The sequence below is a fragment of the Rhizobium sp. RAF36 genome (assembly GCF_052114105.1).
Taxonomy (GTDB): Bacteria; Pseudomonadota; Alphaproteobacteria; order Rhizobiales; family Rhizobiaceae; genus Rhizobium.
In genome coordinates this window covers 333,127-356,460 of the sequence record NZ_JBFREC010000003.1, presented here as the reverse complement: position 1 = coordinate 356,460, position 23,334 = coordinate 333,127, and the positions used below count along the sequence as shown (strand labels likewise).

At 58.6% G+C, this 23,334-nt stretch carries 25 protein-coding genes and 4 pseudogenes; 10 read left to right on the top strand and 19 right to left on the bottom strand.

All coding sequences use genetic code 11. The features are described from left to right. Nucleotides 1-256: 256 nt before the first annotated feature. From AB4Z25_RS13115 to AB4Z25_RS13105, 3 genes are all read right to left on the bottom strand, one after another. Nucleotides 257-463 carry a hypothetical protein gene (locus AB4Z25_RS13115; RefSeq protein ID WP_112389263.1) on the bottom strand — a complete coding sequence of 69 codons (207 nt, stop codon included), beginning with the start codon at nt 461-463 and terminating at the stop codon, nt 257-259. A 1-nt stretch (nt 464) separates the two neighbouring features. Next, nucleotides 465-665 carry a hypothetical protein gene (locus AB4Z25_RS13110; RefSeq protein ID WP_112389264.1) on the bottom strand — a complete coding sequence of 67 codons (201 nt, stop codon included), beginning with the start codon at nt 663-665 and terminating at the stop codon, nt 465-467. Nucleotides 666-2,154: 1,489 nt separating this feature from the next. Continuing rightward, nucleotides 2,155-2,427, bottom strand: a complete 273-nt coding sequence (locus AB4Z25_RS13105; RefSeq protein WP_442208173.1) for a DUF4142 domain-containing protein — start codon at nt 2,425-2,427, stop codon at nt 2,155-2,157. 864 nt (nt 2,428-3,291) lie between these two features. Between AB4Z25_RS13105 and AB4Z25_RS13100 the strand changes: the two genes are divergently transcribed. After that, nucleotides 3,292-4,017: a Crp/Fnr family transcriptional regulator gene (locus AB4Z25_RS13100; protein ID WP_442208172.1), complete on the top strand. Its 726-nt coding sequence runs from the start codon at nt 3,292-3,294 to the stop codon at nt 4,015-4,017. A gap of 172 nt (nt 4,018-4,189) precedes the next feature. Here AB4Z25_RS13100 and AB4Z25_RS13095 read toward each other — a convergent pair whose 3' ends face one another. From AB4Z25_RS13095 to AB4Z25_RS13075, 5 genes and pseudogenes are all read right to left on the bottom strand, one after another. Continuing rightward, the gene (locus AB4Z25_RS13095; protein ID WP_442208171.1) at nt 4,190-4,471 is read right to left on the bottom strand and encodes a hypothetical protein; all 282 of its coding nucleotides are present in this window, start codon (nt 4,469-4,471) and stop codon (nt 4,190-4,192) included. Between the two features lie 800 nt (nt 4,472-5,271). After that, a complete protein-coding gene (locus tag AB4Z25_RS13090) occupies nt 5,272-6,297 on the bottom strand; it encodes an ATP-dependent DNA ligase (RefSeq protein WP_442208170.1) in 1,026 nt (341 codons plus the stop codon). Between the two features lie 44 nt (nt 6,298-6,341). Next, on the bottom strand, nt 6,342-7,244 hold the full coding sequence (locus AB4Z25_RS13085) for a DUF72 domain-containing protein (protein WP_442208169.1): 903 nt from the start codon (nt 7,242-7,244) through the stop codon (nt 6,342-6,344). Nucleotides 7,245-7,292: 48 nt separating this feature from the next. Further along, nucleotides 7,293-7,706 (bottom strand): CBS domain-containing protein, encoded by a 414-nt coding sequence (locus AB4Z25_RS13080; RefSeq protein ID WP_442208168.1) that lies wholly within the window; start codon nt 7,704-7,706, stop codon nt 7,293-7,295. 353 nt (nt 7,707-8,059) lie between these two features. After that, a pseudogene (locus tag AB4Z25_RS13075) lies at nt 8,060-8,203 on the bottom strand (type II toxin-antitoxin system HipA family toxin); the annotation flags it as partial. A gap of 541 nt (nt 8,204-8,744) precedes the next feature. On the opposite strand from AB4Z25_RS13075, the gene AB4Z25_RS13070 reads away from it, so the two are divergent. Continuing rightward, entirely contained in the window at nt 8,745-9,827 is a 1,083-nt protein-coding gene (locus AB4Z25_RS13070) for an AI-2E family transporter (protein ID WP_112446139.1), read from the top strand. A 526-nt stretch (nt 9,828-10,353) separates the two neighbouring features. Here the strand turns inward: AB4Z25_RS13070 and AB4Z25_RS13065 are convergent. Together AB4Z25_RS13065 and AB4Z25_RS13060 are read right to left on the bottom strand one after the other, a co-directional pair. After that, complete coding sequence (locus tag AB4Z25_RS13065; RefSeq protein WP_442208167.1) at nt 10,354-10,578, bottom strand: hypothetical protein; 225 nt, start codon at nt 10,576-10,578, stop codon at nt 10,354-10,356. Between the two features lie 59 nt (nt 10,579-10,637). Then, a complete protein-coding gene (locus tag AB4Z25_RS13060) occupies nt 10,638-10,847 on the bottom strand; it encodes a cold-shock protein (RefSeq protein WP_442208166.1) in 210 nt (69 codons plus the stop codon). 620 nt (nt 10,848-11,467) lie between these two features. On the opposite strand from AB4Z25_RS13060, the gene nhaA reads away from it, so the two are divergent. Further along, nucleotides 11,468-12,655, top strand: coding sequence for a Na+/H+ antiporter NhaA (nhaA, locus tag AB4Z25_RS13055; RefSeq protein ID WP_442208343.1), 1,188 nt, complete (start codon nt 11,468-11,470; stop codon nt 12,653-12,655). A 30-nt stretch (nt 12,656-12,685) separates the two neighbouring features. On the opposite strand, the gene AB4Z25_RS13050 is transcribed toward nhaA, so the two are convergent. Next, entirely contained in the window at nt 12,686-12,895 is a 210-nt protein-coding gene (locus AB4Z25_RS13050) for an acetyltransferase (RefSeq protein WP_442208165.1), read from the bottom strand. Nucleotides 12,896-13,020: 125 nt separating this feature from the next. Between AB4Z25_RS13050 and AB4Z25_RS13045 the strand changes: the two genes are divergently transcribed. The 3 genes from AB4Z25_RS13045 (at nt 13,021) to AB4Z25_RS13035 (ending at nt 15,696) form a co-directional block, all read left to right on the top strand. After that, nucleotides 13,021-14,376, top strand: a complete 1,356-nt coding sequence (locus AB4Z25_RS13045) for a chloride channel protein (protein WP_442208164.1) — start codon at nt 13,021-13,023, stop codon at nt 14,374-14,376. Nucleotides 14,377-14,650: 274 nt separating this feature from the next. Continuing rightward, nucleotides 14,651-15,037 (top strand): GFA family protein, encoded by a 387-nt coding sequence (locus AB4Z25_RS13040; RefSeq protein ID WP_442208342.1) that lies wholly within the window; start codon nt 14,651-14,653, stop codon nt 15,035-15,037. Nucleotides 15,038-15,144: 107 nt separating this feature from the next. Beyond that, complete coding sequence (locus AB4Z25_RS13035) at nt 15,145-15,696, top strand: hypothetical protein (RefSeq protein WP_442208163.1); 552 nt, start codon at nt 15,145-15,147, stop codon at nt 15,694-15,696. Nucleotides 15,697-16,118: 422 nt separating this feature from the next. Here AB4Z25_RS13035 and AB4Z25_RS13030 read toward each other — a convergent pair whose 3' ends face one another. After that, complete coding sequence (locus AB4Z25_RS13030; RefSeq protein ID WP_442208162.1) at nt 16,119-16,337, bottom strand: hypothetical protein; 219 nt, start codon at nt 16,335-16,337, stop codon at nt 16,119-16,121. 189 nt (nt 16,338-16,526) lie between these two features. On the opposite strand from AB4Z25_RS13030, the gene AB4Z25_RS13025 reads away from it, so the two are divergent. Further along, on the top strand, nt 16,527-16,967 hold the full coding sequence (locus tag AB4Z25_RS13025) for a MarR family winged helix-turn-helix transcriptional regulator (RefSeq protein ID WP_442208161.1): 441 nt from the start codon (nt 16,527-16,529) through the stop codon (nt 16,965-16,967). 88 nt (nt 16,968-17,055) lie between these two features. Continuing rightward, nucleotides 17,056-17,472, top strand: a complete 417-nt coding sequence (locus AB4Z25_RS13020) for a hypothetical protein (protein WP_112517408.1) — start codon at nt 17,056-17,058, stop codon at nt 17,470-17,472. Nucleotides 17,473-17,559: 87 nt separating this feature from the next. On the opposite strand, the gene AB4Z25_RS13015 is transcribed toward AB4Z25_RS13020, so the two are convergent. The 5 genes and pseudogenes from AB4Z25_RS13015 to AB4Z25_RS12995 all read right to left on the bottom strand — a co-directional run. After that, complete coding sequence (locus AB4Z25_RS13015; RefSeq protein ID WP_112517407.1) at nt 17,560-17,862, bottom strand: hypothetical protein; 303 nt, start codon at nt 17,860-17,862, stop codon at nt 17,560-17,562. Between the two features lie 16 nt (nt 17,863-17,878). After that, nucleotides 17,879-18,274, bottom strand: a complete 396-nt coding sequence (locus AB4Z25_RS13010; protein ID WP_442208160.1) for a response regulator — start codon at nt 18,272-18,274, stop codon at nt 17,879-17,881. A 717-nt stretch (nt 18,275-18,991) separates the two neighbouring features. After that, complete coding sequence (locus AB4Z25_RS13005; RefSeq protein ID WP_112517406.1) at nt 18,992-19,480, bottom strand: invasion associated locus B family protein; 489 nt, start codon at nt 19,478-19,480, stop codon at nt 18,992-18,994. A 44-nt stretch (nt 19,481-19,524) separates the two neighbouring features. Continuing rightward, nucleotides 19,525-19,785: a hypothetical protein gene (locus AB4Z25_RS13000; RefSeq protein WP_442208159.1), complete on the bottom strand. Its 261-nt coding sequence runs from the start codon at nt 19,783-19,785 to the stop codon at nt 19,525-19,527. Between the two features lie 202 nt (nt 19,786-19,987). After that, nucleotides 19,988-20,246, bottom strand: a pseudogene (locus AB4Z25_RS12995) (hypothetical protein); the annotation flags it as partial. Between the two features lie 189 nt (nt 20,247-20,435). Between AB4Z25_RS12995 and AB4Z25_RS12990 the strand changes: the two are divergent. After that, nucleotides 20,436-20,809: pseudogene (locus tag AB4Z25_RS12990) on the top strand (SDR family oxidoreductase); the annotation flags it as partial. 75 nt (nt 20,810-20,884) lie between these two features. Here AB4Z25_RS12990 and AB4Z25_RS12985 read toward each other — a convergent pair. Further along, nucleotides 20,885-21,871, bottom strand: coding sequence for an AraC family transcriptional regulator (locus tag AB4Z25_RS12985; protein WP_442208158.1), 987 nt, complete (start codon nt 21,869-21,871; stop codon nt 20,885-20,887). Between the two features lie 172 nt (nt 21,872-22,043). Here AB4Z25_RS12985 and AB4Z25_RS12980 point away from each other — a divergent pair, with 172 nt between their 5' ends. Beyond that, nucleotides 22,044-22,808 (top strand): alpha/beta fold hydrolase, encoded by a 765-nt coding sequence (locus AB4Z25_RS12980; RefSeq protein ID WP_442208157.1) that lies wholly within the window; start codon nt 22,044-22,046, stop codon nt 22,806-22,808. 263 nt (nt 22,809-23,071) lie between these two features. Here AB4Z25_RS12980 and AB4Z25_RS12975 read toward each other — a convergent pair. Then, nucleotides 23,072-23,293 (bottom strand): annotated as a pseudogene (locus AB4Z25_RS12975) (AraC family transcriptional regulator); the annotation flags it as partial. Between the last annotated feature and the right edge of the window lie 41 nt (nt 23,294-23,334).

Below are 23,334 nucleotides of genomic sequence, written 5' to 3'. Positions count from 1 at the left end.
AGGGCGTTTCAGTCGCAGTGGGCCAGTCGTTTGCAGTGTCGACTCCGTCGCGCTACCTCGTTGCCATACCCGGAGTTCAAGTTTGAGGTGACCGGTCTGCGCGCTACCCGGAAAAGCACCGGGTTTGGAGAACGGCATGACAATCGCGCTCAAGGGCCAAGTCGTTTCGCCCGGTGACGCCACCGTGGTCGAACTCCGCGCGGTCTCCGCCGTTGCTTCCGTTGGAAGTCGTCTGAGCCCCGAGGGTGACGTCTCGCTACCGGGTCTCGCCTTCGTTCATGTTGGCTGGATCATAGTTGATGTCCCAGTCCTTGACGGGCTTCTTACCTGGCGGCGTCTTATGCTCCGTCGCGTCTTCCGATCCGGTGACGACGGTTGGCTTGGCGCTGGCCACACCGGTTGCCTTTCGATTACCGACCGACTTCGCATATTGGCCGTTCGCATCCTTTTCAACGTCCGTCATCTCATTCGCCCTTCTGCTTGAGGCCGTGGGAAACTTTCTTGACCACTGGATTGGCATTGGTTTCCCCATTGGCATCTTCGGCGCGGTCCGGATCGTCCTTCGCGGGCATGTATCCTCGCGGCGTGTTTTCCTGTGGGCCCTCCCAACGAGGAGACTGGTCGGTGGTGCCTGGCGCACCGTCTTTCGGCTTATTCATTCCCATGATGCTTACTCCTTCTGCGAGGCTAACCTTCATCGCGAACGGATGTTCCGCTCTCGCACCTAGGTCGGACTTTCTAAAAGAATGGCCAGACCACGATTTCTTTCCGAAGCGACGGCGGCGATGGAACCTCAGCTCTTGGGCGGACTTCCTGAGCAGACAGAAGAATGACGATGCCCGACCGAAAAATTCCCCAGCAGTGCAGTCTATTGAAATCGAACAGGCCGAAGAGCGCGACGCGTCTTGAAGGAATGGTTGAAGAGCCCCTCCGATCATCCGGGAGCGCCGTCACTCGGATCGCTTCTACGAGAGTCGCGATGCTCTTGGTGCGCTTCAACGAGATGTAGATCGCATGGCGGGCGGCCCTGCAACAGAGATGGCGTCCGGCGCGACATCTCCCGCCATGTCGGAGGCTCGCACGTTTGTGAAGAGCGTCGAGGACAAGATCCGCAAGAGGCCGATCGCAGCAGTCGCCGTCGTATCAGCCCTCGCGTTCGTGTTCGGTGCGGCGCCTAGAAGCGACTCGCATCACAGCGAACGGATGTTATTCATGCGGCCGGGACCTGCCTCAGGGCTTTATAGAGGAGGCAGCGATGGCGGACGATCTACAGCTGGCGCGGCGCACGTGGTTTAAGACGCTCAAATTCGTGCGCTCCCGCAGGAGATCGTCTCGCTCCGGGTGGATCGTAGATCGCGGCCTTTCCCTGTAATACTGCTGGGAAGGACCAAGCTCGTGCCACTGTCAGCAAGTTCTGCGCGCTCGCGCGACGACGGCGTCGCATAATCGGCGCGTGGTCGACGGCGAGGAGCCACAGCGGCGGTCGGTGACGGCGGCGACCGCCGCTATTTCTTCCGGCTGAGGAATGTCGACACTTCGAGCGCTGGTGTCGGCGCTTGAAAAACGGGCGGCATCTTCTGTAGACCCCAGACCGCCACTACACCGTCGTTGGCGGGATACTTTGGCGAAGGGCAAAACTTCGTCTCCTAGAGAAAGAACGGAAACGCTTTATGTCAGAGCTGATCTCGGCGCGCAGCGCAGTGAAGGTAGCCGCAGGCGTGGACGAGCGGGTGCGAGCCGCGCGGAAGGCCGTGGACGCGGCGAAGATAGTCGTGGAGAGCGCGGGCCAGGGTGATGGACCGACGGAGCGCTGGATCTCAAGTGGCATCTGGCGCGCACGACTGAGTATGCGGACTAGTACTCGAAACAGCATATCAGTGGCTGTTAGACGAACAAAAAGTGGTCTTCGAAGGTCTCTGCGCGTTTATTCGAGGGGGGTCTCCGCCCTCATCGTCGTCGGTGGTCGCTCGCTTAGCCTTGGCAGGCTCAGCGGGTCCACTTTTGAAGACATCATTTGAAGGCCTTCTCTTGCATTTTTTGCTAAGTCGTCTGGGCGCTTGTTAGATTCCGGGGTATCCGACGATCTGGTATCGTCGGTTTTCCCGGTTCGCGGTCTTTTCGGTCACGATGCCTTTTTTGGTGAGGCTCGGCCCTTTATTTGGAGGTAAGGCCTTGGACGCGAACGAGATGCATCCGCAGATCGGGCAAAATCTTTCCCGCGGTGTTCTTAAGCTGTCCATCCGGACCAGATTTTGAGTATTGTTCGAAGAGTTTGACGGCGTCCTGATGGGCCGTAAGCTGAGTCGAGAGATAGGCCTGATCGAGATTTGCACTGTCGGCAGACGCCAGGGCATCCACCTTCTTTTTGCTGTCGGCATCGATCGAGGTGGGGACGGTTACGCCGTCGGCCTTCGCGGCGGCTTCCAACTCCGGGCCGGCCTTCCCGTAGGTCCTTGAGCATGTCCGCAGCAAACTGCTTTGCGGGGCCGTCCTTGCCTTTTGCGGCTTCGACTTTCGCAGCCTCGATTTCGAACATGTTGGCGGAGGCTGCTTTCGTGGCGAACTCCTGAGCTGCCTGCTTCGGTCGTTCAGCCGCGAGGCAGGCCGTGCCTGCGAGGGTTGCTGCAATCATGACGGGTGCGATCTTCGAGATATTCATGGTGCTTTACACTCCGTTGCGCTCCTAAACCTCCAGTAGAGAGCGATGTTCCCGCCGCCAGGCATTCTTTGGTCTGCGCCCCCGGCCATTAGAAAAAGGGCCGGTACCTTGAAGTTTTGAAGGTTTATCGTGGAACCAGAGGATGGAGGAGCTTGCTGCCCTAGCCTCCCGGCCCGGCAGGCGGGCCTCACCGCGCGCCGAGACCCAGCGAACGTTGGATGCCTCCGTTAATATCCGAAAATCGATTTTGTAGGGGCCGAAGAGCGCTCTGGTCGCAACGAACGCGGCGCGCACGGGGGTCGCGGTCTGCCGGATGAATCTTTTCAAACAAATGCACGAACGTCAGCTCCCCGTTTCCTATAGCCGGCACCCCTTTTCATCCATCACCAGCGTGTCGTCGTTGACGTCTCACGTCCACAGCGCGACTCCCGCGGCTTTGGCGCCGCGAAGCTGAGAGAGTTCGATTCGTTACTGTTTGTTACGGACACTCTTCTTGTGGGAGTACGCCTTCATTGGGAGTGGCACGAACGTAAAGAAAACACCTTTTGCGCGTACCGTTGAATATCGGTTGCTGACGTCTGGCGCGACCGGCTGGGAGACCGTTTTGCTCTTGCCTCATCAGGAAGAGCGATATGCAAAATCCCAACTCGTCCCCTTATCGAAACAACCTGCTGATCCGAATGAACCCAGAAGACTTGTCGCGCATAGCGCCGCACCTTCAGTTCCTGGATCTGCCCCGGAGCCTGGCCCTCGCCGAACCTGGTAAAGCGGGGGACTTCACGTATTTTCCCGAGAGTGGGATCGGATCTGTCGTCGTTCCATCAACGACCGAACCAGAAGCCGAAATCGGTCTGTTTGGCCGGGAGGGCCTGACACCTGCCGCCGGCGTCTCCGGTGTTCTTTCCAGTCCGTACCACGTCTTCATGCAAGTCCCGGGCGCCGGACACCGTATCGAGAACGTGCGCCTCCAAGCAGCAATGGCCGAAAGCGTCACCCTGCGGAATCTCCTCACCCGCTATCTGCATTCGGCGTCCGTACAGGTCGCCGATACGGCCTTCTCCAACGCCACCCAGCATATTGAGGCGCGTCTGGCCCGATGGCTGCTGATGTGCCACGACCGATCCGAGGGCGACGATATCGAACTGACCCACGAGTTCATCGGCATCATGCTGGCGGTGCGCAGACAGAGTGTGACGACGACTATCCATATTCTCGAAGGCAAACGCCTGATCACGGCCTCCAGAGCGTCCATAACCATTCGCGACAGAGCCGGTCTGAAAATGCTTGCGGGGGACGCCTATGGTATACCGGAGCGCGACTACGAGGCGAATGTGGGCGGCCTCGTGACGAAGGAGTGAGCGCGTCAGCCTCGATTAGACTTCGTTTCCGTTGACGTCCGGCTAGAAACAGCTCTATCGGCCTCCTGCTGTCGTCTGAAGATGCGTGCGACGATCATGACAACCTCCGTCGTGGACGTTCCCTTTTCCATTTCGGCCCCGATACGGGCCATAACGAGCCGGTGATTGTCGGTCATGCTCTGACACCCGTCATCGCCACGCCTATCGCCTTGACAATGTCGGCCGAAATCGACGGCTTCGAGAGCCAGTATCCCCTTGCGAAAGCCGGTTCCTCTTCCACTAGGGAATGGTCGTCGCCCGAGTGGACGACGAAGGGTATTTTGCTCTCGGCCAGCAGCCACACCTCGGCGTTGCAGAAGCAATCGCGGAGACCGAGATCGATGATCACGACGACCGGTGCCCTTGGCCAGCCAGGTGGTGGCGTCGCCAGACGACGATATGATCCGCACGACATTAACCGGCCTCGTTGAGGACGTCCTCGACGTCGAGCGCAATCGTTGGCTCGTCCCTCAAGCAGCAGGACGGTGCCTGCGCTGCACTGCAACTGCTGATGCATCGATTAAACTGACTGGCACACGGTGCCTGCTGGGAAACGTTCGCACGACGCTTGGGACGCCGTCGTCAAGTCAGCATTCAACCGCCTCGGTGCACCCCATCGGTGCGGGGAGGCAAGCTCGAAAGACCGCTTTCGATCTTCTCTCGGCCACCGGAGGATGCTCGATCAAACGCACGGTACCGGACATTGCTTTGAATGTCACTGACAATCGGTCGAGCAACCACCCTGCTAGCGTCCTGCGCCGCCGTGGAGGACGTTCACCTTACGACGACCGTCGTCGTATTGGCGAAGGCCCAGGAGCGCCACACCGCGAGCTTGGCATCTTGTTAAGAGCCGCGTTCGTGTCGCGTGTCCCACGACAGCAATCAGTACGGGAAACACCATCCACCGACCGATTAGATCTTAGAAAGCCGGGCTGGAATATGGGGCTGCATGCGCCCCCCGGTGCAATAGGGTGCGCCCCTCTTCTTTCGCATTCTGGGATTGACGCCGCGCCGCAATCAGCTGATGGCTGCCTCCGGAAGCTTCCTGCTCCCGGTTCCTATTCGGCTGGCTGCGAGGGGCGCTCGTGCTCCCCTTCCGGGCTGCTGTTTGGCTTCCCAAATTCGAGCGTGTGTTTTCTGATTTTGTCGATAGCTATCGCCTGTTCTCTGTAATGAGGGCTTAGTTCGCCTGTCCATCTCGGCAAACACTACGATTCACTGGCCAATCTGGCGGAAGTCACATTGAGACGGGCTCTTGTCCGGCCGCCACCGCAAGAACTTGGTGCCATGTCGGAAACGATGTCCCGTCACCTGGTCAAAGCGCACTTCGACAACAAGCTCCGGTTTCAGCGGCTGCCAGTCGGATGAACGCTCGGTGCTCCACCGACTCGGTCCGCCGGGTGCCTTACCCGTGAATCCCGGCGGCTCGCGCAATGCCTCCAGCCGCCTTGTCAGTTCTGGCTTCTCTGCATCCAAAATGGCTGACGTGAAGCCCACGTGGTCGAGCTCGCCATTATCATTGTAAAGTCCGAGCAGAAGCGAACCCACTAGGTGACTATCATTCCCGTAGCGAAATCCACCGACCACACAGTCGGCGGTACGCACTCGCTTGACTTTTACCATTGCCCGTTCGCCAGGGCGATAGGGCTCATCTAGCCGTTTGCAAACAACGCCATCGGTGTCGCCGCCGGACCCTGAAAGCCAGCTCGCAGCCTCCTCACGATTGCGCGTGAACGGGGATACCACGAACTGACGGGGATTAGCGGGGATTGTCTTGCAAAACTCTTCCAGCCGAGCTCGGCGATCGGCAAGATGCTGATCGAGAAGCAGTACGCCGTCTTTGCCCATGAGCATATCAAAGGCCACAAGCCGCGCTGGCGTCTCGTTAGAAAGCTTGCGAATTCTGCTTTCGGCTGGATGAAGGCGCGCCTGGAGAGCGTCAAAGGCCAACCTCCCGTCGATCTCAACGACCAACTCGCCGTCTATGACGAAGCGGTCAACCGGGAGACTGGCCAGGAAGGCGATCAGTTCCGGAAAATAGCGACCCAACGGTTTTCCAGACTTTGATCGAAGGTCGACACGGCCGCCACTCCTGAACGCGATGCACCTGAAACCATCCCATTTCGGCTCGAACTGCCATCCCATGCCAGTTGGCAGGGCCTCCGCAGACTTGGCCTCCATCGGTTCAATCTCGACCGACATGCCGAGGTTGGCCTGTTTTTCCGCCGACTGTCTTGCCATCACGCCACAACTTTCATTGCTTCACCGTTTGTTGCATCGAAATGTCAAACTTTCAGGGCGAGACTGAGCATCTCTGCTAGTCTCTTGGCATTTTTGATTGAATGACCATCACGATCGTTGTTGAAATACGCCCATATCGTTTTCGCTCCGCTCCTGCTTATGCGCTCGGCCCAAACCATGAGCTCATCGTCAGAATAGTCGTGGCGATACCATTGTTCGATCCCGTGGAACCGAATGTAGATATCATCGGCGGTACATACGAGTTCGTCGGGCAACCGGGGACCGCTGCAAGAGCAAAAGATTGCCCCCGCTGCCTTGAAGGCGTTGAAAACCTCTTGGTTCCACCAGCTTTTGTGACGAAACTCGACGACATTCCTATGGCGTGAATCAAGCTGCGCCAGAATGGACTGCAGCATGTTCGGATTGTAGTGGACGCTCGGCGGCAGCTGAAACAGAAAGCATCCCATCTGCGGGCCGAGAAGATCGGCGATATAGCCGAAATCCTCAATCAGGGTCTTAGTCTTCTCAAACCGCTCAATATGGGTGATCAGCTCGCAGACCTTGATGGTGTAGACGAAGCCCGGCCTGGCTTGGCGGATCCAGGTCTTGACCGAACTGATGGTCGGCCAGGAATAGAACGGCGCGTTGAGCTCGACTGTCGCGAAATGCTCTTGATAGATCGAGAAATATTGGTCCGACGAAACATCCGAGGGATAGAAATTCCCTTTCCAATGCCAGTAGTACCAACCGGAGCAGCCGATATGGACGCGACCTAGGAGGGGATCCTCGGGCATTGGTTTGCCAGTCGGAGGAGCGGCAATCCGCACCTGATGCATCTTGGCGGCGCGATTGATGTTGGCCTCGCGCTGCTTCAGCCGCCGTTCAGCGCGTCGCACGCGTCGTGCCGCGATTTCCTCCGCGGTTCGATCCTCGACCCCAGCCGTCATCACGGTTGGCTCGCAGAGGCGTCGGTAGTTTCGCGCAGAGCAAGGACATCATTCATCTTGTGAGATTTCCTCAAGCGCTTCAGTCGCCAAATTGCCCTGATGCTCTATCGCTATGTCGCCGAGTGAGATGATGCCGGAAAGCTCGCCCTCACTGTTGAACACGACGAGCCGGCGCATCTGTAATTCGGCCATTCTCCTCGCAGCCTCAGCAATGTCGTCATCCTCAAGGCAGCTTTCGACCCCCTGCGTCATAACTTCGGAGACAGGCGTGAAACCATCCTTGCGCTCAGCGATGACGCGTATGACGATATCGCGATCAGTGATCATCCCAATGACGAGGTCATCTTCAATCACCGGGATGGCGCCGCTATCTATCTCAGACATCATCCTTGCCACATCTTCGACGGTATCGTTCGGTTTGGCAGCGACCACCTGAGCAGTCATGAATTCTCGTACTTTCATCCAAAATCTCCTGTAGGTTGCGTTCTCGGTTCGCTGGCGATGCGTCGAGCCATTGGCGACAGTAATGCCCGCCGAAGCGGCTTGCGATCGCTCTGTTACTTTGAGTTATTGTGGCTTTGTTCGCCCGCTTTTACGTGCTGCTCGTGCGAGCCACCCTGCTTGCCTGACGACGAGCTTGAGCTTTCCTTCGAGGACGCACTCTTGGCGCCACCAGACTTGCTACCGGCTTTGCTGCCGTGCGATCCCCTTGTCGATGCCATGATTTTATTTCCTCCATGAGAGATCGGATTGATCTCGGAGCACTAACCCGGGCAAGAGCACAGTGTTCCTTCGGGCTGAAAGTCACCACACAGTGTGCGACGATCGGAATAGACAAGCGACCAGATCTTCAAGTGAATGTCGCCATTGCCGGTCAGCGTGCTGAAGACCAGGCGGCGGATGAACTCGGCCACATCAGCCGTGCCCGTCTCGATTCCCAGAACACGACTGATCATTCGGGCGCTGTAGGCCGACGTCGTCCTGGCAGCCGTAAAGCGTGCAACGACGAGGAACTGCAGAAACGCGTCATGGATGGCGCTTTGTTCGATACGCCGACGCCGGTCATCATCAACCGCGGAAGGCGGCCGCTCTCGCCCAATTACAAATCGATAGTGCTGGCATATCGGCGCCTGGCTCTTCTCCATTCACCCGCTTTCGCGAGAGCGGATCGACCATCGTGACGGTGACGCGAGACATGATCGAGCCGAGCAGCATGCCAATATTCATGGCGCACTGAGAGGACGCCGTGGATAGCGGCTGATGCAATCGTCGGTGATAGACTGCTGCAGGTTCTGCACGACTGGACGCGGCATTTCCTGGCTTGTGCCTCCACTACCCGCAGAACGCTATCTCGGTACGAGCATGCAATCCTTCCTCAACTTCCGAGCGTTTAAAAGGGCTCGATGACGGCAGCCCGAACGCGACGGCTGTCATGGTGCGTCCGGCCCGTTGTGTCAGCAAGGTCAAAACTAGCTGGATCGTCAAGAGCCTCAGGCTGCGATATCCCGGACGGCAGTTGTGACGATCGCGTTCATCTGGCTGCTCATTCCCTATTATAGCGCTGTCTTCTGGGCCGTCATCCTCGCAATCATTTTCTTTCCAGTGCATAAGCGGCTGGAGCATTTGTTAGGCGGCCGCCGCGGCATTGCCGCCCTGCTGACGGTGCTGATGTGCATATGCCTCGTGATCGTGCCTGCAATGATCATTCTAGGTTCACTTATCCAGGAAGGAACCAGCCTGTACCAACGTATCAGCAGCAACGAAATTGATCTCAACGGATCTCTGGTCCGGATCCAGAATGCCCTGCCGCCCTTTATAGACAACTGGCTGACCTCATTGAAGCTCGGCGGGTTTCCCGAATTGGGCACGAACATTTCGTCTGCCGCCGTACAGGCGAGCCGGTCGATCGGCGGCAGCGTGCTCAGCTTTGGTCAAAATACCCTGCAGTTGTTCATCAGCTTCGGCATCATGCTTTACCTGCTTTTCTTCCTGTTCAGAGATGGCGCTGACCTCAGCGGCAAAGTCCGGCATGCCATCCCGCTCAGCGACGATTACACGCGGCAGTTTCTCGACAAGTTTTCCGCAGTGGTGCGCGCTACCGTAAAGGGAAACGTCATCATAGCGATCATCCAGGGCACGATCGGCGGCGTGGCATTTTGGGCTCTTGGTGTAGAGGCTGCTCTGTTGTGGGGTGTGACGATGACGTTCCTATCGATGCTTCCTGCAATCGGAGCCGCACTTGTATGGGGTCCGGCTGCCATCTGGTTGGTCCTCACAGGTGCCTGGCTGAAAGCATCGATCCTGGTCCTCGTCGGCATCTTCGTTATCGGGCTGGTCGATAATCTGCTGCGCCCACCGTTGGTGGGAAAGGGAACGCGGCTGCCCGATTACGTGGTGCTGATCTCGACAGTCGGCGGCATCTCCCTCTTCGGTATCAACGGCTTCGTCATCGGCCCCTTGATCGCGGCTTTGTTCATCGCCGCATGGTCGATTTTCGCCGAACAGCGCAATGCTGACCGATCAATGGCAAAACTATTGAATGAGGGTTCACCGACCGCCCGGCACTTGGCACGACGAGAGTGATGAAGGCAGGTGATCGGACGAGCTTGCGAGCCTGTCCGATAGATCTGGCGGCGGTTCGCCTCCACGCTGACGCCCGGCAACTGGGACCAGTAATCACAAATCCGCGGCGCCATCGCAGATCGAAAACATCGTCGTCACGATCGGCGACGCGCTGAACCGGGTTGCGTAAGAGCTTGATGCGGGCCGATGACCAGCCCGCACCACAGCCACACGACCGGAGAAAAGGTGATAGCACCTCCGCGCCGGTGCGCCGACTAAACCGGCCCGGCAAATGTCCGGCCCCGAAAAATTAGGCGGGGTCTTAGCTCGTTTCCTGCCGAGCAAGTTTGATACGGCGGCCCTCGCCTCGTGCCCCAGATCGCCATCCGCCTACATGCTCGCCTTGGACGGTTAGAACCGGCGACCTTTGTTATCGATCAGGCGCATCAAATCCAAAATACTCGGCAATGGTCGTTATGATCAATTACCTCTCGAACGCAGGCATACCGTTATGATTGACAGTAGTAAGAGTCTGCTGGTGCACGAATTAGCCACGCGCCCTCGGGATAGAGACGAGGGAAAAAGTATCGAGCGCCTGGACCGGAAACCGCAGCCACACGGCCCCCTTGTCGGTAATTGACGCAAGCAGGCCCTCATCGGTCAGCGACTTCAGAACGCGCCGTGCCGATGGATCTGGCAGACGGGTGATACGCGAAGCCTCTCCGCGCTCGAATTCGCCGCGGGCAGGGCCTCCTGAAGCAAGGGCGCGCATTCGTCTGGCAAAACCTCCTGACGTTGGACATAGCGCTTGAGGCGTCCTCCAAGTGTCTATTAAGCGTTCTGCAGATTGCAGGCCGACATCTTGCCCGACTTGTTGTCGCGCTCGAGTTCAAAGCCGATCTTCTGGCCTTCGACCAGCTCGCGCATTCCGGCGCGCTCGACAGCGGATATATGAACGAAGGCGTCAGCGCAGCCATTGTCAGGCTGGATGAAGCTGAAGCCCTTGGTTGAATTGAACCATTTTACTGTGCCAGTGGTCATGATGAACCCTTTCAAAGCATAGAGTGAGGAACCGCGAAGCTCGTGCCACGCAGACGAAAACCGACTACTTTTGAAAGGGAAGTTCGCTTAGAGCGGTGTCAATCGCGCGGTAGACAAAGCTCAGCGCGGGCGTCCAACGCTTCGCGCAAAGGACTGGGCTCGCTAATTTGAGTGGATGACGCGCATGCATGTCGGATTCCGTATGTGATCGCAGCCCTGGTTTTCCTTGCCTTGGCACAGTTCGCGGTCGTCGGCGCTAGCGTTGCTGGATAGCTCGGCACTAGGCCTCATCGTATGTGCCTGCTACACCGGTGGCGGCGCAATAGTATGACCGACGGAAAGTGCGAGATAGAACAATCCAACGATGGCGACTGCTGCAACTGCAAAAAAAATCGTTTGAGAGAGACGCATTGGCGACCTCCTATCAGAAGAGACGGGATTCGAACAAATAAGACGCTTCACGTTCCGTTCAAGCCTTTTTCAGAAGGGCCAGTGCCTGCCGATTTTACTAGGCGAATCTCTCTCCATTCCTTAATTGTAAGACAGGCGTGTGCTGCGTGCGCTGGGGATTTCCCTGATTGACGGAGACTGAGATCAACCTTCATCGAGGGCGCGAACCCATGTCGAAAACAATCCGAGGCCGCATCAAATCCACCCTCCGGCAGTTTCTCGACAGCGAGGCGTCGGGCGGCCTGATCCTGATGGCAGTGGCCGCGCTTGCGATTGTCGTCGCAAACTCTCCGGTCGCCGACGTCTACTTCCACGCCCTGCATGTCTACCTGGGTCCGCTCAATCTGCAGCACTGGATCAACGACGCCCTAATGAGCGTCTTCTTCCTTCTGGTTGGCCTTGAGATCAAGCGGGAGATGCTGGACGGACAACTGTCGAGCTGGAGCCGACGAATCCTTCCGGGTGCTGCCGCGGCGGGCGGAATGGCACTACCCGCACTGATCTACATCGGCTTCAATCTCTCAGACCCTTCGACCCTGCGCGGATGGGCCATTCCGACCGCGACCGACATCGCGTTCGCCCTTGGCGTCCTCTCCCTTCTCGGCGACAGGGTGCCAGCCTCGCTTAAGATCTTCCTTGCGGCACTGGCGATCATCGACGACCTCGGCGCGGTGATCGTCATCGCTATTTTCTACACTGCAGACATCAACGTGCTTGCACTTGCCGTCGCAGCCGTCCTGATCGCGAACCTGGTAATCCTGAACCGATCCAGCGTTAAGAACATCTGGGCCTATCTCGGGCTTGGGGTTCTTCTGTGGATTGCCGTCTTCCTGTCCGGGATTCACGCCACGCTCGCGGGCGTCGTCCTGGCGCTTGCCATTCCGCTGAAAGTCACCCCAGGCACGCCCGAAGCCGCGCAGGAGGACTCTCCGCTCCACAAACTGGAGCACGCACTCCAGAAGCCGGTGGCTTTCTTCATCGTGCCAATATTCGGCTTCGCCAATGCCGGCGTCTCCTTTGCGGGCGCTTCGGCAAGCGTCCTTGCGGAGCCAGTGACCTTGGGAGTCGCCGCCGGCCTTCTCTTCGGGAAGCTTGGAGGCGTACTTGGAACGGTGGCGCTTCTGGTCAAATCCGGGTCGGCGCAACTTCCAGCGCGGGCGACCTGGTCGCAGATGACAGGTGTGTCGTTGCTTTGCGGCATCGGATTCACGATGAGCCTGTTCATCGGACTGCTGGCCTTTGCGGATGCGTCGTCTCAGGATCACGTGAAAATCGGGATCCTTGCGGGCTCGTTCGCCTCCGGCGTGGCCGGGGCCGCCGTCCTGATGGCGTCGGCCCGCAGGAGACTGCTGGCGTAGACCCGCAAGCGTTACAAGGTCCGATCGGCGTCAGGTATGTGACGCAAGCAGTTCTTGCAGTCTGCTCATATCGGTCACGCCGCCCTGAAACCACTTCAGCAGTTCACGCGCAGCGTCCCGCGCCTCCTCGCTATCCGGATCGATCGCATTCGTCAGGCAGTGGTTTTTCACCAGAGTCTGCATCATGGAAACGTCGTCTGGCTCAAGGGATGGCGATCCCCTCCCGAATGCACTGAACATAACGTCCTCCGTGGTTCGGCACGGAGCGATCCCACCCCGATCCCGCGCTTTTTCAATTGTGAGGGGTGATCTTCGGGCGCCTTTGGCATTAAAAAGGTTTTCAACCGTCACGTACCGAGTCTGCCATGCCAAGCCGTTACCGCTATTCCAAGCTCCTTCGCCGCTCCCGCGTGATCTGGGGTTCGTTTTCGGTTTGGAAACCGCGACTGGTGTTCTGGTGCGGGGCGCTCGCCATCGGCGTGATCAGCGTCGGCTTTGCCAAACTTGCGGATTTGGCGCAAAACGCATTCGGATCCCTCGCCTCTTCCAGTCAATGGACCTTCCTGATGCCACTGCTGCTGACGCCCGCTGGCTTCATCCTGTCGGCCTACCTGGCGGCGACGTTAATTCCGAATTCGGGTGGAAGCGGCATTCCGCAGGCGATCGCGGCGCGACATTTGCATGACGCAGAAGAAAGGACGCGGCTCTTGTCGCTGAAGATCGCCTTCGGCAAGATAGTGCTGACGGTGCTCGGATTGTTCTCCGGCGCCTCGATCGGCCGCGAGGGGCCGACGGTGCAGGTCGGCGCGTCGATCATGCTCGCCGTCGCCCGCTTTGGCGGCATGGCGCAGGCGCGCGGGCTGATCCTCGCCGGTTCGGCGGCAGGCATTGCGGCCGCTTTCAACACACCGCTTGCCGGTATCGTCTTTGCCATCGAGGAGATGAGCCGAACATACGAGTCGCGTGCCAACGGCCTTGTGCTGACCGCGGTGATCCTCTCTGGCCTGGCCGCACTCGGGCTTTCGGGCAGCTACAATTATTTCGGCATGGCGTCGGCTGCGCCGACCGAACTTCGCGACTGGGGATTGGTGCTCGTCTGTGGCATCGGCGGCGGGGCGCTGGGTGCTGCCTTCAGCGGCTTTGCCCTGCATTTCGGCCAGAAGATCCGCCGCTGGGCGCAACCGCAACCCTTGAAGCGCATGCTTGTGTTGGCCGGCACCTGCGGACTAGCGATCGCCGTCATCGGCATCCTCTCCGGTGGCACCACCTTCGGCACCGGCTACGAACAGGCGCGCGGCGCCGTAGAGGGCCATGCGCTGCCGACCCTGTTCTTCGTCGAGAAACTGGCCGCCAGCTTCCTGTCGATGCTTTCAGGGATACCAGGCGGCATCTTCGCGCCATCGCTTGCCGTCGGCGCCGGGTTCGGCAGCACGGTCGGCTCGGCTCTCGGCGCCAGCATCGCGCTGGCGGCGATCCTTGGCATGGCCGGATATTTCGCCGGCGTCGTGCAGGCGCCGATGACAGCCTTCGTCATCATTCTCGAAATGACAGGCGATCACCAGGCCGTCATCCCGATCATGGCGGTGTCGATGATCGGCTACGTGACCTCGCGCATCCTTTCTCGCGAGCCGCTTTACCATGGGCTGTCGCGGGTGTTCATCGCCGCTGCCATCCGGGCGCGACGCGCGGCGGAGAAAAAATTGGAAACAACTCGAACCTGACACACTCGGCCGACGACCATGCGCGACTATCTCACTGACCGGTATTCTACTCGCCGCGGACATGACGGCTCCTGGACGATCTTCGATCTGTTCACCGGGCTCGCTGCGGACTACCACGGACGCCCGACAACTCAGATGGACGGGGACGGATCAACGTCCCTGTGTATCGTCATGAATGCACTCGACAAGCAACGGCGGCGACAAATCTCGAAATAGCTCTCGCAGCGCCTTTGGGAGCGACAGAGGTCATATGGAGGAGCACACAATGGTGCCAGTGAGACGAAAAGCTCGTTGTTCCTGTGGCCAGCTTTCGATCACCACCGAGGGAGAGCCGGTCAAGATCTCCGCCTGCCACTGCCGGGAATGCCAGCGACGCACGGGCAGCGCATTCGGAGTGGCGGTCTTCTTCGACAGGGAAAAGGTGGCGGTTTCCGGAGCCTCGAATAGTTACACAAGAACTGGTGACAGCGGGAGATCGATCGAGTTCAGGTTCTGTCCAGCCTGCGGGTCGACGGTCTTCTGGATACCTGAGTTCCGAAAAGATTTTGTCGCGGTCGCATTGGGATGCTTTAACGAGCCGTCGTCCCTGGTTCCGACACAGAGCGTCTACGAGGAAAGTCGCTTGAGATGGGTGGGGTTCGACCTGCCCGGCGGAGACTGACATTCCAGCGAGTTCTTGACTGACGCATGGCTCCGTTTGCCCAACCAACGCGACCGCTCGCGGTATTGTCATTTCCCTCACGTCAAGAAATGAATTAATATCATATCATGATATTTTCAGCAGCAGCGATAGGCCTGAAGGTCATCGGTTTCATAAGCCCTGCCTTCCGTCGTCGACCGGACGTCCCAGGGACGGACGCCCGTGAGCTCGTGGCTGCGAGCCTTCTGCTTGACGAGTGGTGCAGGCGTTCGTCGGTCAACCGAAGCGATCCGATGGCCTATGCCACTATTGCAAAAATCGTCGCGCTCCAAGTGGCCGGCAAAACCATCAAGGACGTGCGGTTCGAGATTCTCTCGGAAGCTGCGTCGGACGCCGAAGACATCGAAAAGGGAAAACAGATGCAAAGATTCGACCTGGTCGACAGCCGAACCGCCTCGGCCTATCCGGGGCACGTCATCGTCGTCGCGGGCGACAACGTCAGGACAACCGGCGAACTCGCAATTAGAGGCCAACCTCATCAAAGCGAGGCGGAACCCCTCGAAGCCGCAATCCATCACGCCCTGTTGGTCAGGCAGAGGGACGCGTTGCCAGTTGCGGTGCAAGACGATCTGGGACTGTGGCCTTCAAGGCTCGGAGAGCTTGTTCCCTGGACGCCTTAGCGACGTTTGCAGACGGCAGAAATCAAGACGCACAGTTCTGCCGCTAAGCCGCGATAATGTTCTGCCTATCTAGATGAGAACATAAAGTTGACGTCGAATTTCGCGCGCACTATATCATGCCATGATACAGAGGTTCGCATGCGAAGAGAGACGACGATCTTATTGGGCGTGGTGGCGGGAATCATGATCACCGTTGTGGTCTGCCTTGCGTTGTGGATGTCCTCGGAACCATACCAGCCTCAGTGGGAACCTCCGATTTCGGCTAAAACGAATGAATGAGGCGCCGTGTGCGACAAAGCACCCCTTTAGTGGTGCATGCTGATATCCCAGCGCTTTCGCTCGCGGCCATGTACTCCTCTACCCGGTGCTCCCTTATGGAAGGCAATTGCTCTGGGTCTGAAATCGGGCTCGAAAGAACCGCTTCAGGGGAGCGTTCCGCGGCGGCGCTTGTCCAGCGCATTTACGACGGCACAAAGGCGATCGGCAACGCCCTCTTCCAATCCGTCGAGGGACCGTCCGAGATAATCCGCTGGCCAGCCGGTGAAGACGTCGAACACCGTCCAGGTGCCATCCCCTTCGACCCGCACACCGAAACGATCGGTCTCAGATAGCTGCGTTCTCGGCCTTCGGTTACCAAGCATGATGTAATTTTCTCGCGACGTCACGAAATTGGCACAGTCTTTTTGCCACCATCGGGAGAATATGGTCTGCGAGCGACCCGCCGACGCCGGTGCTATGCACCGTCTCCCGCGTCGGCAGCACTCGCGAACCGTTCTCCTGGCGTGGTTCGTCATTTATATCATATCATGACATTTTGGAAGGACTAATGAATGCCTCGATCGGGACGCCGGACATCCGGCCTGGCTGACGAAGTCTATGATGGCCTCGCAGGCTTCCGGCTCGCCATGCGGCGGTTTTTGTCGTTCAGCGAGGCGGCGCTTGCCGAGGCTGGCGTGACGTCCCATCAATATCAGGCTCTGCTCGTCGTCCGAACGGCGCCCGGCCGGCAGATTAAGCTTCGTGATCTCGCGGGTCAGATGCTGATGCACCACAACGGCGCGGTGCAGCTCGCGGACCGGATGTGTTCCGCGGGTCTTGCGGAGCGGATCCCCGCCGAAGACGACAAGCGGAGCGTACTGATCGGCATGACGACGAAAGGCGAGAAGGTTCTTGAAGCTCTGGCGAGGATCCATGTCGACGGCATGCTCGAGAACGAACCACTCCTGGCAGAATCACTCGCGCGACTGCGTCAGGTGACCGAACTCGCCTGATCGGCGTCACCATTTTTTGATCACACCGTGATTGACCTCTGTTCTCAAATTTGTATCATGCTATGATATAAACCAGAGGAGAACAGCTATGCAAAATGGCGAAAGGGGCTGGTCGGGGTACCGGCCTTCCAAGACTCTTTGGGGTTGGTCGATCGTCGGCGCCTCGGCATTGACGATGGTGCTCGGCTTTACCTGGGGCGGTTGGACGACATCAGGCAGGGCGAACGTCATGACCGAGATTGCCGTCCGCAACGCGAAGGCAGATCTGGTCGCCAGCATCTGCGTCCATAACTTTGTCACCGCGACCGACGCGGAGCATAATCTCAAGGCCCTGCAGGCAAAGTCCTCGTGGCAGCGCGACGACTTCATCGCCGAGGGCGGCTGGGCCAAGATCGCGGGGATCGACGGCACAGTCACGAATGCCGCCGATACCTGCGCCGACCAGCTCGTCAAGATGAAGGAATTGCCGCAATCGGGAGGAGATGCGGGAGTGACCGACAGCTAGGCTTCGACCAGGCGTGATGAGATACCTGGTTGGCGCGAGGCCCGTCCGAAATGATTTCGGGCGGGCCATTTTCTTTTGAAAATCCCCTCACCGTCCAGCGCCCATGGCCTCTTGCAATGCCACCAATATCTCTTTGGTCATGAGATGGGCTGCCATCAAAACTGCGGGAGACAACGGTCGCCCCTCGCGGGCGTCGCGGCAAATCTTGAGGAGACCGACGAGTTCGACCGGATCCTCGATGAAACCATCCAGCGCCTCTTCGACGTCTCTTGGGAACCGAGATCCTGCATCGCAGACGACCTCGCCGTCCTCGTTCAGCACTCCCCGTTCGATCAGAATGGTTTCCAGCCTGCCCAACCAGAGACCGAGTTCTGCACGTCTGTCGATCATGGTATCGACCCCTCCTTCACGCGAAGACACGCATCCCTTCCGGCGGTGAGCCGGGCGAGCCCTCGCGAATCGCCCTTAGGTAATCGAGAACGTTGCCAATTAGCTTTGGCTGGGCGGGTTTCGATATCATGCCGATGACTTTCGACAGATCGGTGGCGATCATTTCCGGATCGGCCGTGACCATGATCACCGCGACGCCGAAGTCGTTTGCGAGATACTGCGCAATCCTCGGCCCGGTGGCCCCGTCGCGAAGGTTGACGTCGACCAGGGCAATGGTTGCGAACGGAGCGAGCCACTGCGCGCTCGCGAAACTGTCGGCAATTCCCACGACCTCGTAGCCGGAACTCGCGACGATATCTTGAACATCCATCGCGATCAGTGCGTTATCCTCCACAATCAGAATCTTTTCCAAAAAACACCACCTCCCAAACTCGTTCATCCTGCATTCAGGATTGACATTATGAGCGAACAGTTAAAGAATGTCATCCCATGATATAATGGAGTGAACCATTGACCAGGAGCGCCATATTCTCCGCCGTGTTCGCAAGCTACGTGGCGGTCTTGTTCGCGGTCGCGTCGATCCCCGGCGGCCCCTCGTCCGAAGCGTCTCAGGCCGCACCGATCCAGACGTTAAACTAAACGCCAGGATGTGCGGGGCACTTGACGGGACCGCGCTGACGATTGCTCATGTTCCTTGACGTCAAACTCTTCCTGGCGGGCGTCGCCCTGCTCGTCGCAGCAATCTGGGGCGGCGCGATTTACGCCCTCCTCCAGATTTAACTGCCATTTTCATCATGATGTGATATATTCCACGTTACTTGGAACCGTACGGGCATCGGGTCCATTACTCCTTTAAAGGAGTTTTGATCATGCAGCGTTCCCAACAAGAACTGAGCCCTCTCCCATCGGTGAACGAGACCGAGGTCGAACCCAGCTACGATGTGAGCAGCCTGCGGCGACGTTACGGTATCGGCCGACATGAAGCGGAGCGCCTTCTGCAAAGGTTTGGAAATTCGAAGCACGAACTAGACCTGCTACTTTCGGGCAAGGGGAGAACCCCGTCGCACCGTCTTCGAGAATTCGCGACGCCCGATAGCAAAGCGGCGTTCGGGATCGGTTGAGCCCCGCTTCACTTACAGCGAGCGACCCGCTCCAGAGCAGCCGTGACCCCTGATAGCGAATAGTCGTAGCTGGTACGCGTTCCTCTCGCCGAGGTCGCCTGCAAGGTCATCCGGCTCCCTGATCGAAGCGCGGTGATGAGTTCGGGTTCCTGCGCGGCGTCCGCGACCCAGGCCGTATTGTCCTTTACGAACATCTTGAACGTCTTCTCGCCAACTGAAATCTGCACCGGCGATCCGGGCCTGACCGCATAGCCAAGGATCGCCTCCGGCTCGTTGCCGCCGCCTTTTTCCGCTGGCGCGATCAGGAAGTAATTCTTTCCATGATCGACGTCAGAGGGTCTGGCTTCCTTGGGCACCGAGAGCGCGTAGCAGACGGGCTTTCCATCTCTTTTGAAGGAGTAGACGCCCCAGTCGCCGGTCTGGGAGACCATTCTGGCCGCAGCATGGGCGGTAAGAGGTATCGACATGGCGACGAGGAGGCCGGCAAGCTTCTTCATTGTTTTCCTTTCTGAAAGTCAGGTCAGGGTCGGCGGCGGACTATTTAATTTGGGCTGCCCGCCCGTTTGCCGCGGATGAACCTGACCTCTTCGGTGGTGACGCTCCCGTTCACGACGACACCTTCCCAGATCCTGTTGCCAAGCTGGCAGGTGACCAGGATCCCGTCATTTCCGGTCGCAGCAGTGGTCGAAACCGAAACGAGGTTTTGCATGCGGTATCGCTGGAATTCCTTGGTGGAGAGGCCCAAGCGGTCCGCAAGGACCTCGTCGGACGGCAGATGCCTGGTTTTGATTGCGTCTGACACGACGTCAAGCTCCAGATAACAACAATATCATGCCATGATATAAAACATTACGCATTGACGGTTCAACGGTCTCGAACAAGAAAATTGCTTACGTACTATTCTCACGTCGGCCGTACGAACCAGGGAAGCTCCTAGCCAGCCCGCATCGTCCAGCATATCGGCCGTTGTCGTGCGCATGAGATGATCATCCTCGACAAGCAAGACTGTCAAACGGCCGGCCGATATCGGGAGGCCGTTCCTTCGCCTTCCTTGCAAGCTCGGGGATTTCAGCGTGCCGGGCATGACGACGTCGGTGAAGAGCAGATCGATCGGAATGCCACTATCGATGACCGTCAGCGCGCTCGCAGCGTCCACAGCCTTGAGGGTGCGATAGCCAAGATCTGTCAGCAAGCAATGACGGTATCGCGCACCTCTGCGTCGTCCTTAACGACCAGCTCGGTTTCCGTCCCACCCACCACCGGCCATTCTTGATGACAAGCGCTACGTCCTCAGCCTCAAGGCGGCATACCCCTCTACGCGCCGCGAGCGCTTGACACCGGTTTCGAGCGTAGGCGTATGAATTTCGCCGGGGCAGACAATCTCATCGCTGAAAAGGCGCCTAGATCGGAAGTGAAGCGTACGCAGACTGCCACTCGCCTCATGGCCGGCGCTCAATTGCGGGCGGCATCGGCACAGAGGGCTATGGCGTCTACGATGCGACGAAGGCAGCAGTCCGTGCGTTTACACGCACCTGGACAAACGAACTCGCTCCAAAAGGTATTCGCGTCAACGTCGTCAGCCCGGCCCAACTGACACGGCGATGATGCCAAGTGCCTCACAGAAGGTACGATATGCATTGTACAGCATGATCCCTCTTGGACGCATGCGTAGACAAGATGAGGTTGTGGCAGCAGTGCTCTTCCTTGCTAGCGAGGAGAGCAGTTTTACCGCCGGAGCGGAACTGGCTATCGATGGAGGTATGGCCCAGGTCTTACGCCTGACCAGACCACATTGGCCGGTTGCGAGCTGGCCAATGTCTTCGTGATCAGGCAGTTGCTCGATGAACGGGCATGGTCGACCCGCGATCAAAAGACCCTGACGATCAGGACGGCGCCAACAATCAGTCGGACGATCTGACATCGACGGGGGGAACTCCGAATTGAGCTTTGAACGCTCGGCTGAACGCAGCCTCGGATTCGTACCCCACCTGTCTTCCAACATCACTCACACGCGCATTGGCCTGACGTAGCATTCCATGAGCGAGGGTGAGCCGCCAGCGGCTTTGGTACGACAATGGCGCTTCCTTGACCAGAAACGAGAACCTTTCAGCAAAGGCCGACCGGGACATTCCCACCGAGGTTGCGAGATCAGCCACGCTCCAACGGCGGAACGGCTCGTCGTGAATGGCTTTGAGGGCGCGGCTGATGCGGGGATCTGCCAAAGCGCCCACCCATCCGGTGTCACCGGGATTTTTGGTCTGCGCCCAGGTTCGGATGACGCGTATGATCAGAACGTCGATGAGGCGGGAGATCATGACTGAGGAGCCAGGATGTACCGCCTGGGCTTCCATCATCATGAAATGCGCCAGCCCCTCAAGCCATCCGGCTGTCTGGCCGCCCGATTTTTCAATATGGATGACGGCCGGCAGCACCGAGACAACCCAGGGCACGGACGTGCTTTCGAAACGAAACACTCCGCCGATTGTCTTGGTGCGTTCGCCGTTTCCGCCATGGTGCAATTCCAGCCGCTCGGCTGTGAACTGGTCCTGCATCAGGTTATCGGCATTCGCTGCTATCGCCTCCCAGCCATCATCGAGAATATGCCCAACACCGCGCGGCAGCATGATCAAGTCACCGGCGACCGCCTCAACTGAGGGTTCCCCCGCAAGCCGAACCGTCAGGCTCCCTTCCAGGACCACGAAGAAATAAGGCGATCCGGGTTCAAAGCTCATTGCCCACGGCCGGTTCAGCTCGGCGGAAAATACCAACTCTCCCCTTAGCCTTACCAACTCGAGCATCTGCGACAAAAGATCGACGCGCGAAGCGAGCATGGCGGGCAGGTTGGACGATGGAGCATGCTTTTCGGGGTTCCGGTCATGGCCCTTCATAGGATCTTTCCATACGTTCATAAGGTCTTCAGAACAGAAATATGAAGACAATACAGGATACTGTCCATAGAGATTGGTTTTTCCATAGCTCCTTGGTGCAGGCGTCTAGTGAATTGCAGATAATCCGAAATAAAATCAATCGCTATCAAGCGCTACCTAGAGGAGCCCACCAATGAAAACTCTTATCATGTCCGCCCTCATGCTCTCATCCACACTGGGCATCGCCCCGGCCTTTGCCCAGACCAATTCCACGAAGGCTATCAAGAACATCGTGCTGGTCCATGGCGCATTCGTCGATGAGACGAGCTGGGACGGCGTCGCAGCCATCCTGACCGCCAAGGGCTACAAGGTTACAGCCGTCAAGAACCCGCTGACATCGCTAGCCGATGATGTCGCTGCCACAAATGCAGCCCTTGATGCACAGGATGGCCCGACTGTCCTCGTCGGACATTCTTGGGGCGGCGTCGTGATCTGTGAAGCGGGCAACAACCCCAAAGTAACATCGCTGGTCTATGTGTCCGCGTTTGCGCCGGACAAGGGTGAGACGATTTCCGCGCTCGCAGCGAGTGGCCCTGCCACGCCGGGCGTCAAGGCAATCCGGCCCGACGCGAAGGGCTATCTGACCATCGACCCTGCCGTGTTTCCAGGCGCGGTGGCCGGCGATCTGCCGAAGCAAATCGGCGAACACCTGGCGGCCCACCAGATGCCCATCAATCACACAGCGTTCGATGCCGCCGCCGAAGTGGCCGCCTGGCACGACAAACCGAGCTGGTACGTTCTGAGCGCTCAGGATCTTACTCTCGATCCCCATGCACAAGCGTTCTTCGCCGAGCGTATCAAAGCCAAGCTGACGACGGTCGACGGTAGCCACGCTTCCTTAGCATCGCACGCGGCAGAGGTCGCAGCCGTTATCGAGGCCGCAGCCGGCGCCAAGTAATTCCACCATTCCGACAACGCCGCCGATCTATTCGTGAGAGAACCCGCCAGATTGGCCGACACCCAGGCGTTGAGGTCCGAGAACCTGTCGTCGGCCGCCTGAAGCTTGAGCGGCGCACTGTATGGTGACTGACCTCCCGGCTGCTTGCCAACCACGACGAGTTCGCGTGCCACAGCAAGCGCGAGAGCGCGGCCGTGATCTCCTTCAACCACCAACAGGGCGAGATCGATGCCTGCCGTAACACCTGTGGAAGTCCATATCACCCCGTCGCGCAGAAAGATCGGGTCGCGTTCAAGGCCGACCTGCGGATACCGCCCGGCAAATTCATCGCAGCGGTGCCAGTGCGTGACGGCACGGCGACCATCCAGCACTCCGGGCTCGGCCAGCAGAAACGCGCCGCTGCAAACCGACGCCTTCCTCCGGACCCGGGACGCGCGGTTGCGGACCCATTCAATCAGTGCCGGCCTGGTACAGGCGATATTCATCCCGCGGCGGCCTGCGACATTGGCCGTGTCCAGAACGATGC

Excerpts from the sequence above, each read along its gene's own strand:
- AB4Z25_RS13115 (WP_112389263.1), bottom strand. The coding sequence starts at position 463 with ATGACGGACGTTGAAAAGGATGCGAACGGCCAATATGCGAAGTCGGTC.
- AB4Z25_RS13110 (WP_112389264.1), bottom strand. The coding sequence starts at position 665 with ATGGGAATGAATAAGCCGAAAGACGGTGCGCCAGGCACCACCGACCAG.
- AB4Z25_RS13100 (WP_442208172.1), top strand. The coding sequence starts at position 3,292 with ATGCAAAATCCCAACTCGTCCCCTTATCGAAACAACCTGCTGATCCGA.
- AB4Z25_RS13095 (WP_442208171.1), bottom strand. The coding sequence starts at position 4,471 with ATGTCGTGCGGATCATATCGTCGTCTGGCGACGCCACCACCTGGCTGG.
- AB4Z25_RS13090 (WP_442208170.1), bottom strand. The coding sequence starts at position 6,297 with ATGGCAAGACAGTCGGCGGAAAAACAGGCCAACCTCGGCATGTCGGTC.
- AB4Z25_RS13085 (WP_442208169.1), bottom strand. The coding sequence starts at position 7,244 with ATGACGGCTGGGGTCGAGGATCGAACCGCGGAGGAAATCGCGGCACGA.
- AB4Z25_RS13080 (WP_442208168.1), bottom strand. The coding sequence starts at position 7,706 with ATGAAAGTACGAGAATTCATGACTGCTCAGGTGGTCGCTGCCAAACCG.
- AB4Z25_RS13065 (WP_442208167.1), bottom strand. The coding sequence starts at position 10,578 with ATGCGCGCCCTTGCTTCAGGAGGCCCTGCCCGCGGCGAATTCGAGCGC.
- AB4Z25_RS13060 (WP_442208166.1), bottom strand. The coding sequence starts at position 10,847 with ATGACCACTGGCACAGTAAAATGGTTCAATTCAACCAAGGGCTTCAGC.
- nhaA (WP_442208343.1), top strand. The coding sequence starts at position 11,468 with ATGTCGAAAACAATCCGAGGCCGCATCAAATCCACCCTCCGGCAGTTT.
- AB4Z25_RS13050 (WP_442208165.1), bottom strand. The coding sequence starts at position 12,895 with ATGTTCAGTGCATTCGGGAGGGGATCGCCATCCCTTGAGCCAGACGAC.
- AB4Z25_RS13045 (WP_442208164.1), top strand. The coding sequence starts at position 13,021 with ATGCCAAGCCGTTACCGCTATTCCAAGCTCCTTCGCCGCTCCCGCGTG.
- AB4Z25_RS13035 (WP_442208163.1), top strand. The coding sequence starts at position 15,145 with ATGATATTTTCAGCAGCAGCGATAGGCCTGAAGGTCATCGGTTTCATA.
- AB4Z25_RS13030 (WP_442208162.1), bottom strand. The coding sequence starts at position 16,337 with ATGCTTGGTAACCGAAGGCCGAGAACGCAGCTATCTGAGACCGATCGT.
- AB4Z25_RS13025 (WP_442208161.1), top strand. The coding sequence starts at position 16,527 with ATGCCTCGATCGGGACGCCGGACATCCGGCCTGGCTGACGAAGTCTAT.
- AB4Z25_RS13020 (WP_112517408.1), top strand. The coding sequence starts at position 17,056 with ATGCAAAATGGCGAAAGGGGCTGGTCGGGGTACCGGCCTTCCAAGACT.
- AB4Z25_RS13015 (WP_112517407.1), bottom strand. The coding sequence starts at position 17,862 with ATGATCGACAGACGTGCAGAACTCGGTCTCTGGTTGGGCAGGCTGGAA.
- AB4Z25_RS13005 (WP_112517406.1), bottom strand. The coding sequence starts at position 19,480 with ATGAAGAAGCTTGCCGGCCTCCTCGTCGCCATGTCGATACCTCTTACC.
- AB4Z25_RS12985 (WP_442208158.1), bottom strand. The coding sequence starts at position 21,871 with ATGAAGGGCCATGACCGGAACCCCGAAAAGCATGCTCCATCGTCCAAC.
- AB4Z25_RS12980 (WP_442208157.1), top strand. The coding sequence starts at position 22,044 with ATGAAAACTCTTATCATGTCCGCCCTCATGCTCTCATCCACACTGGGC.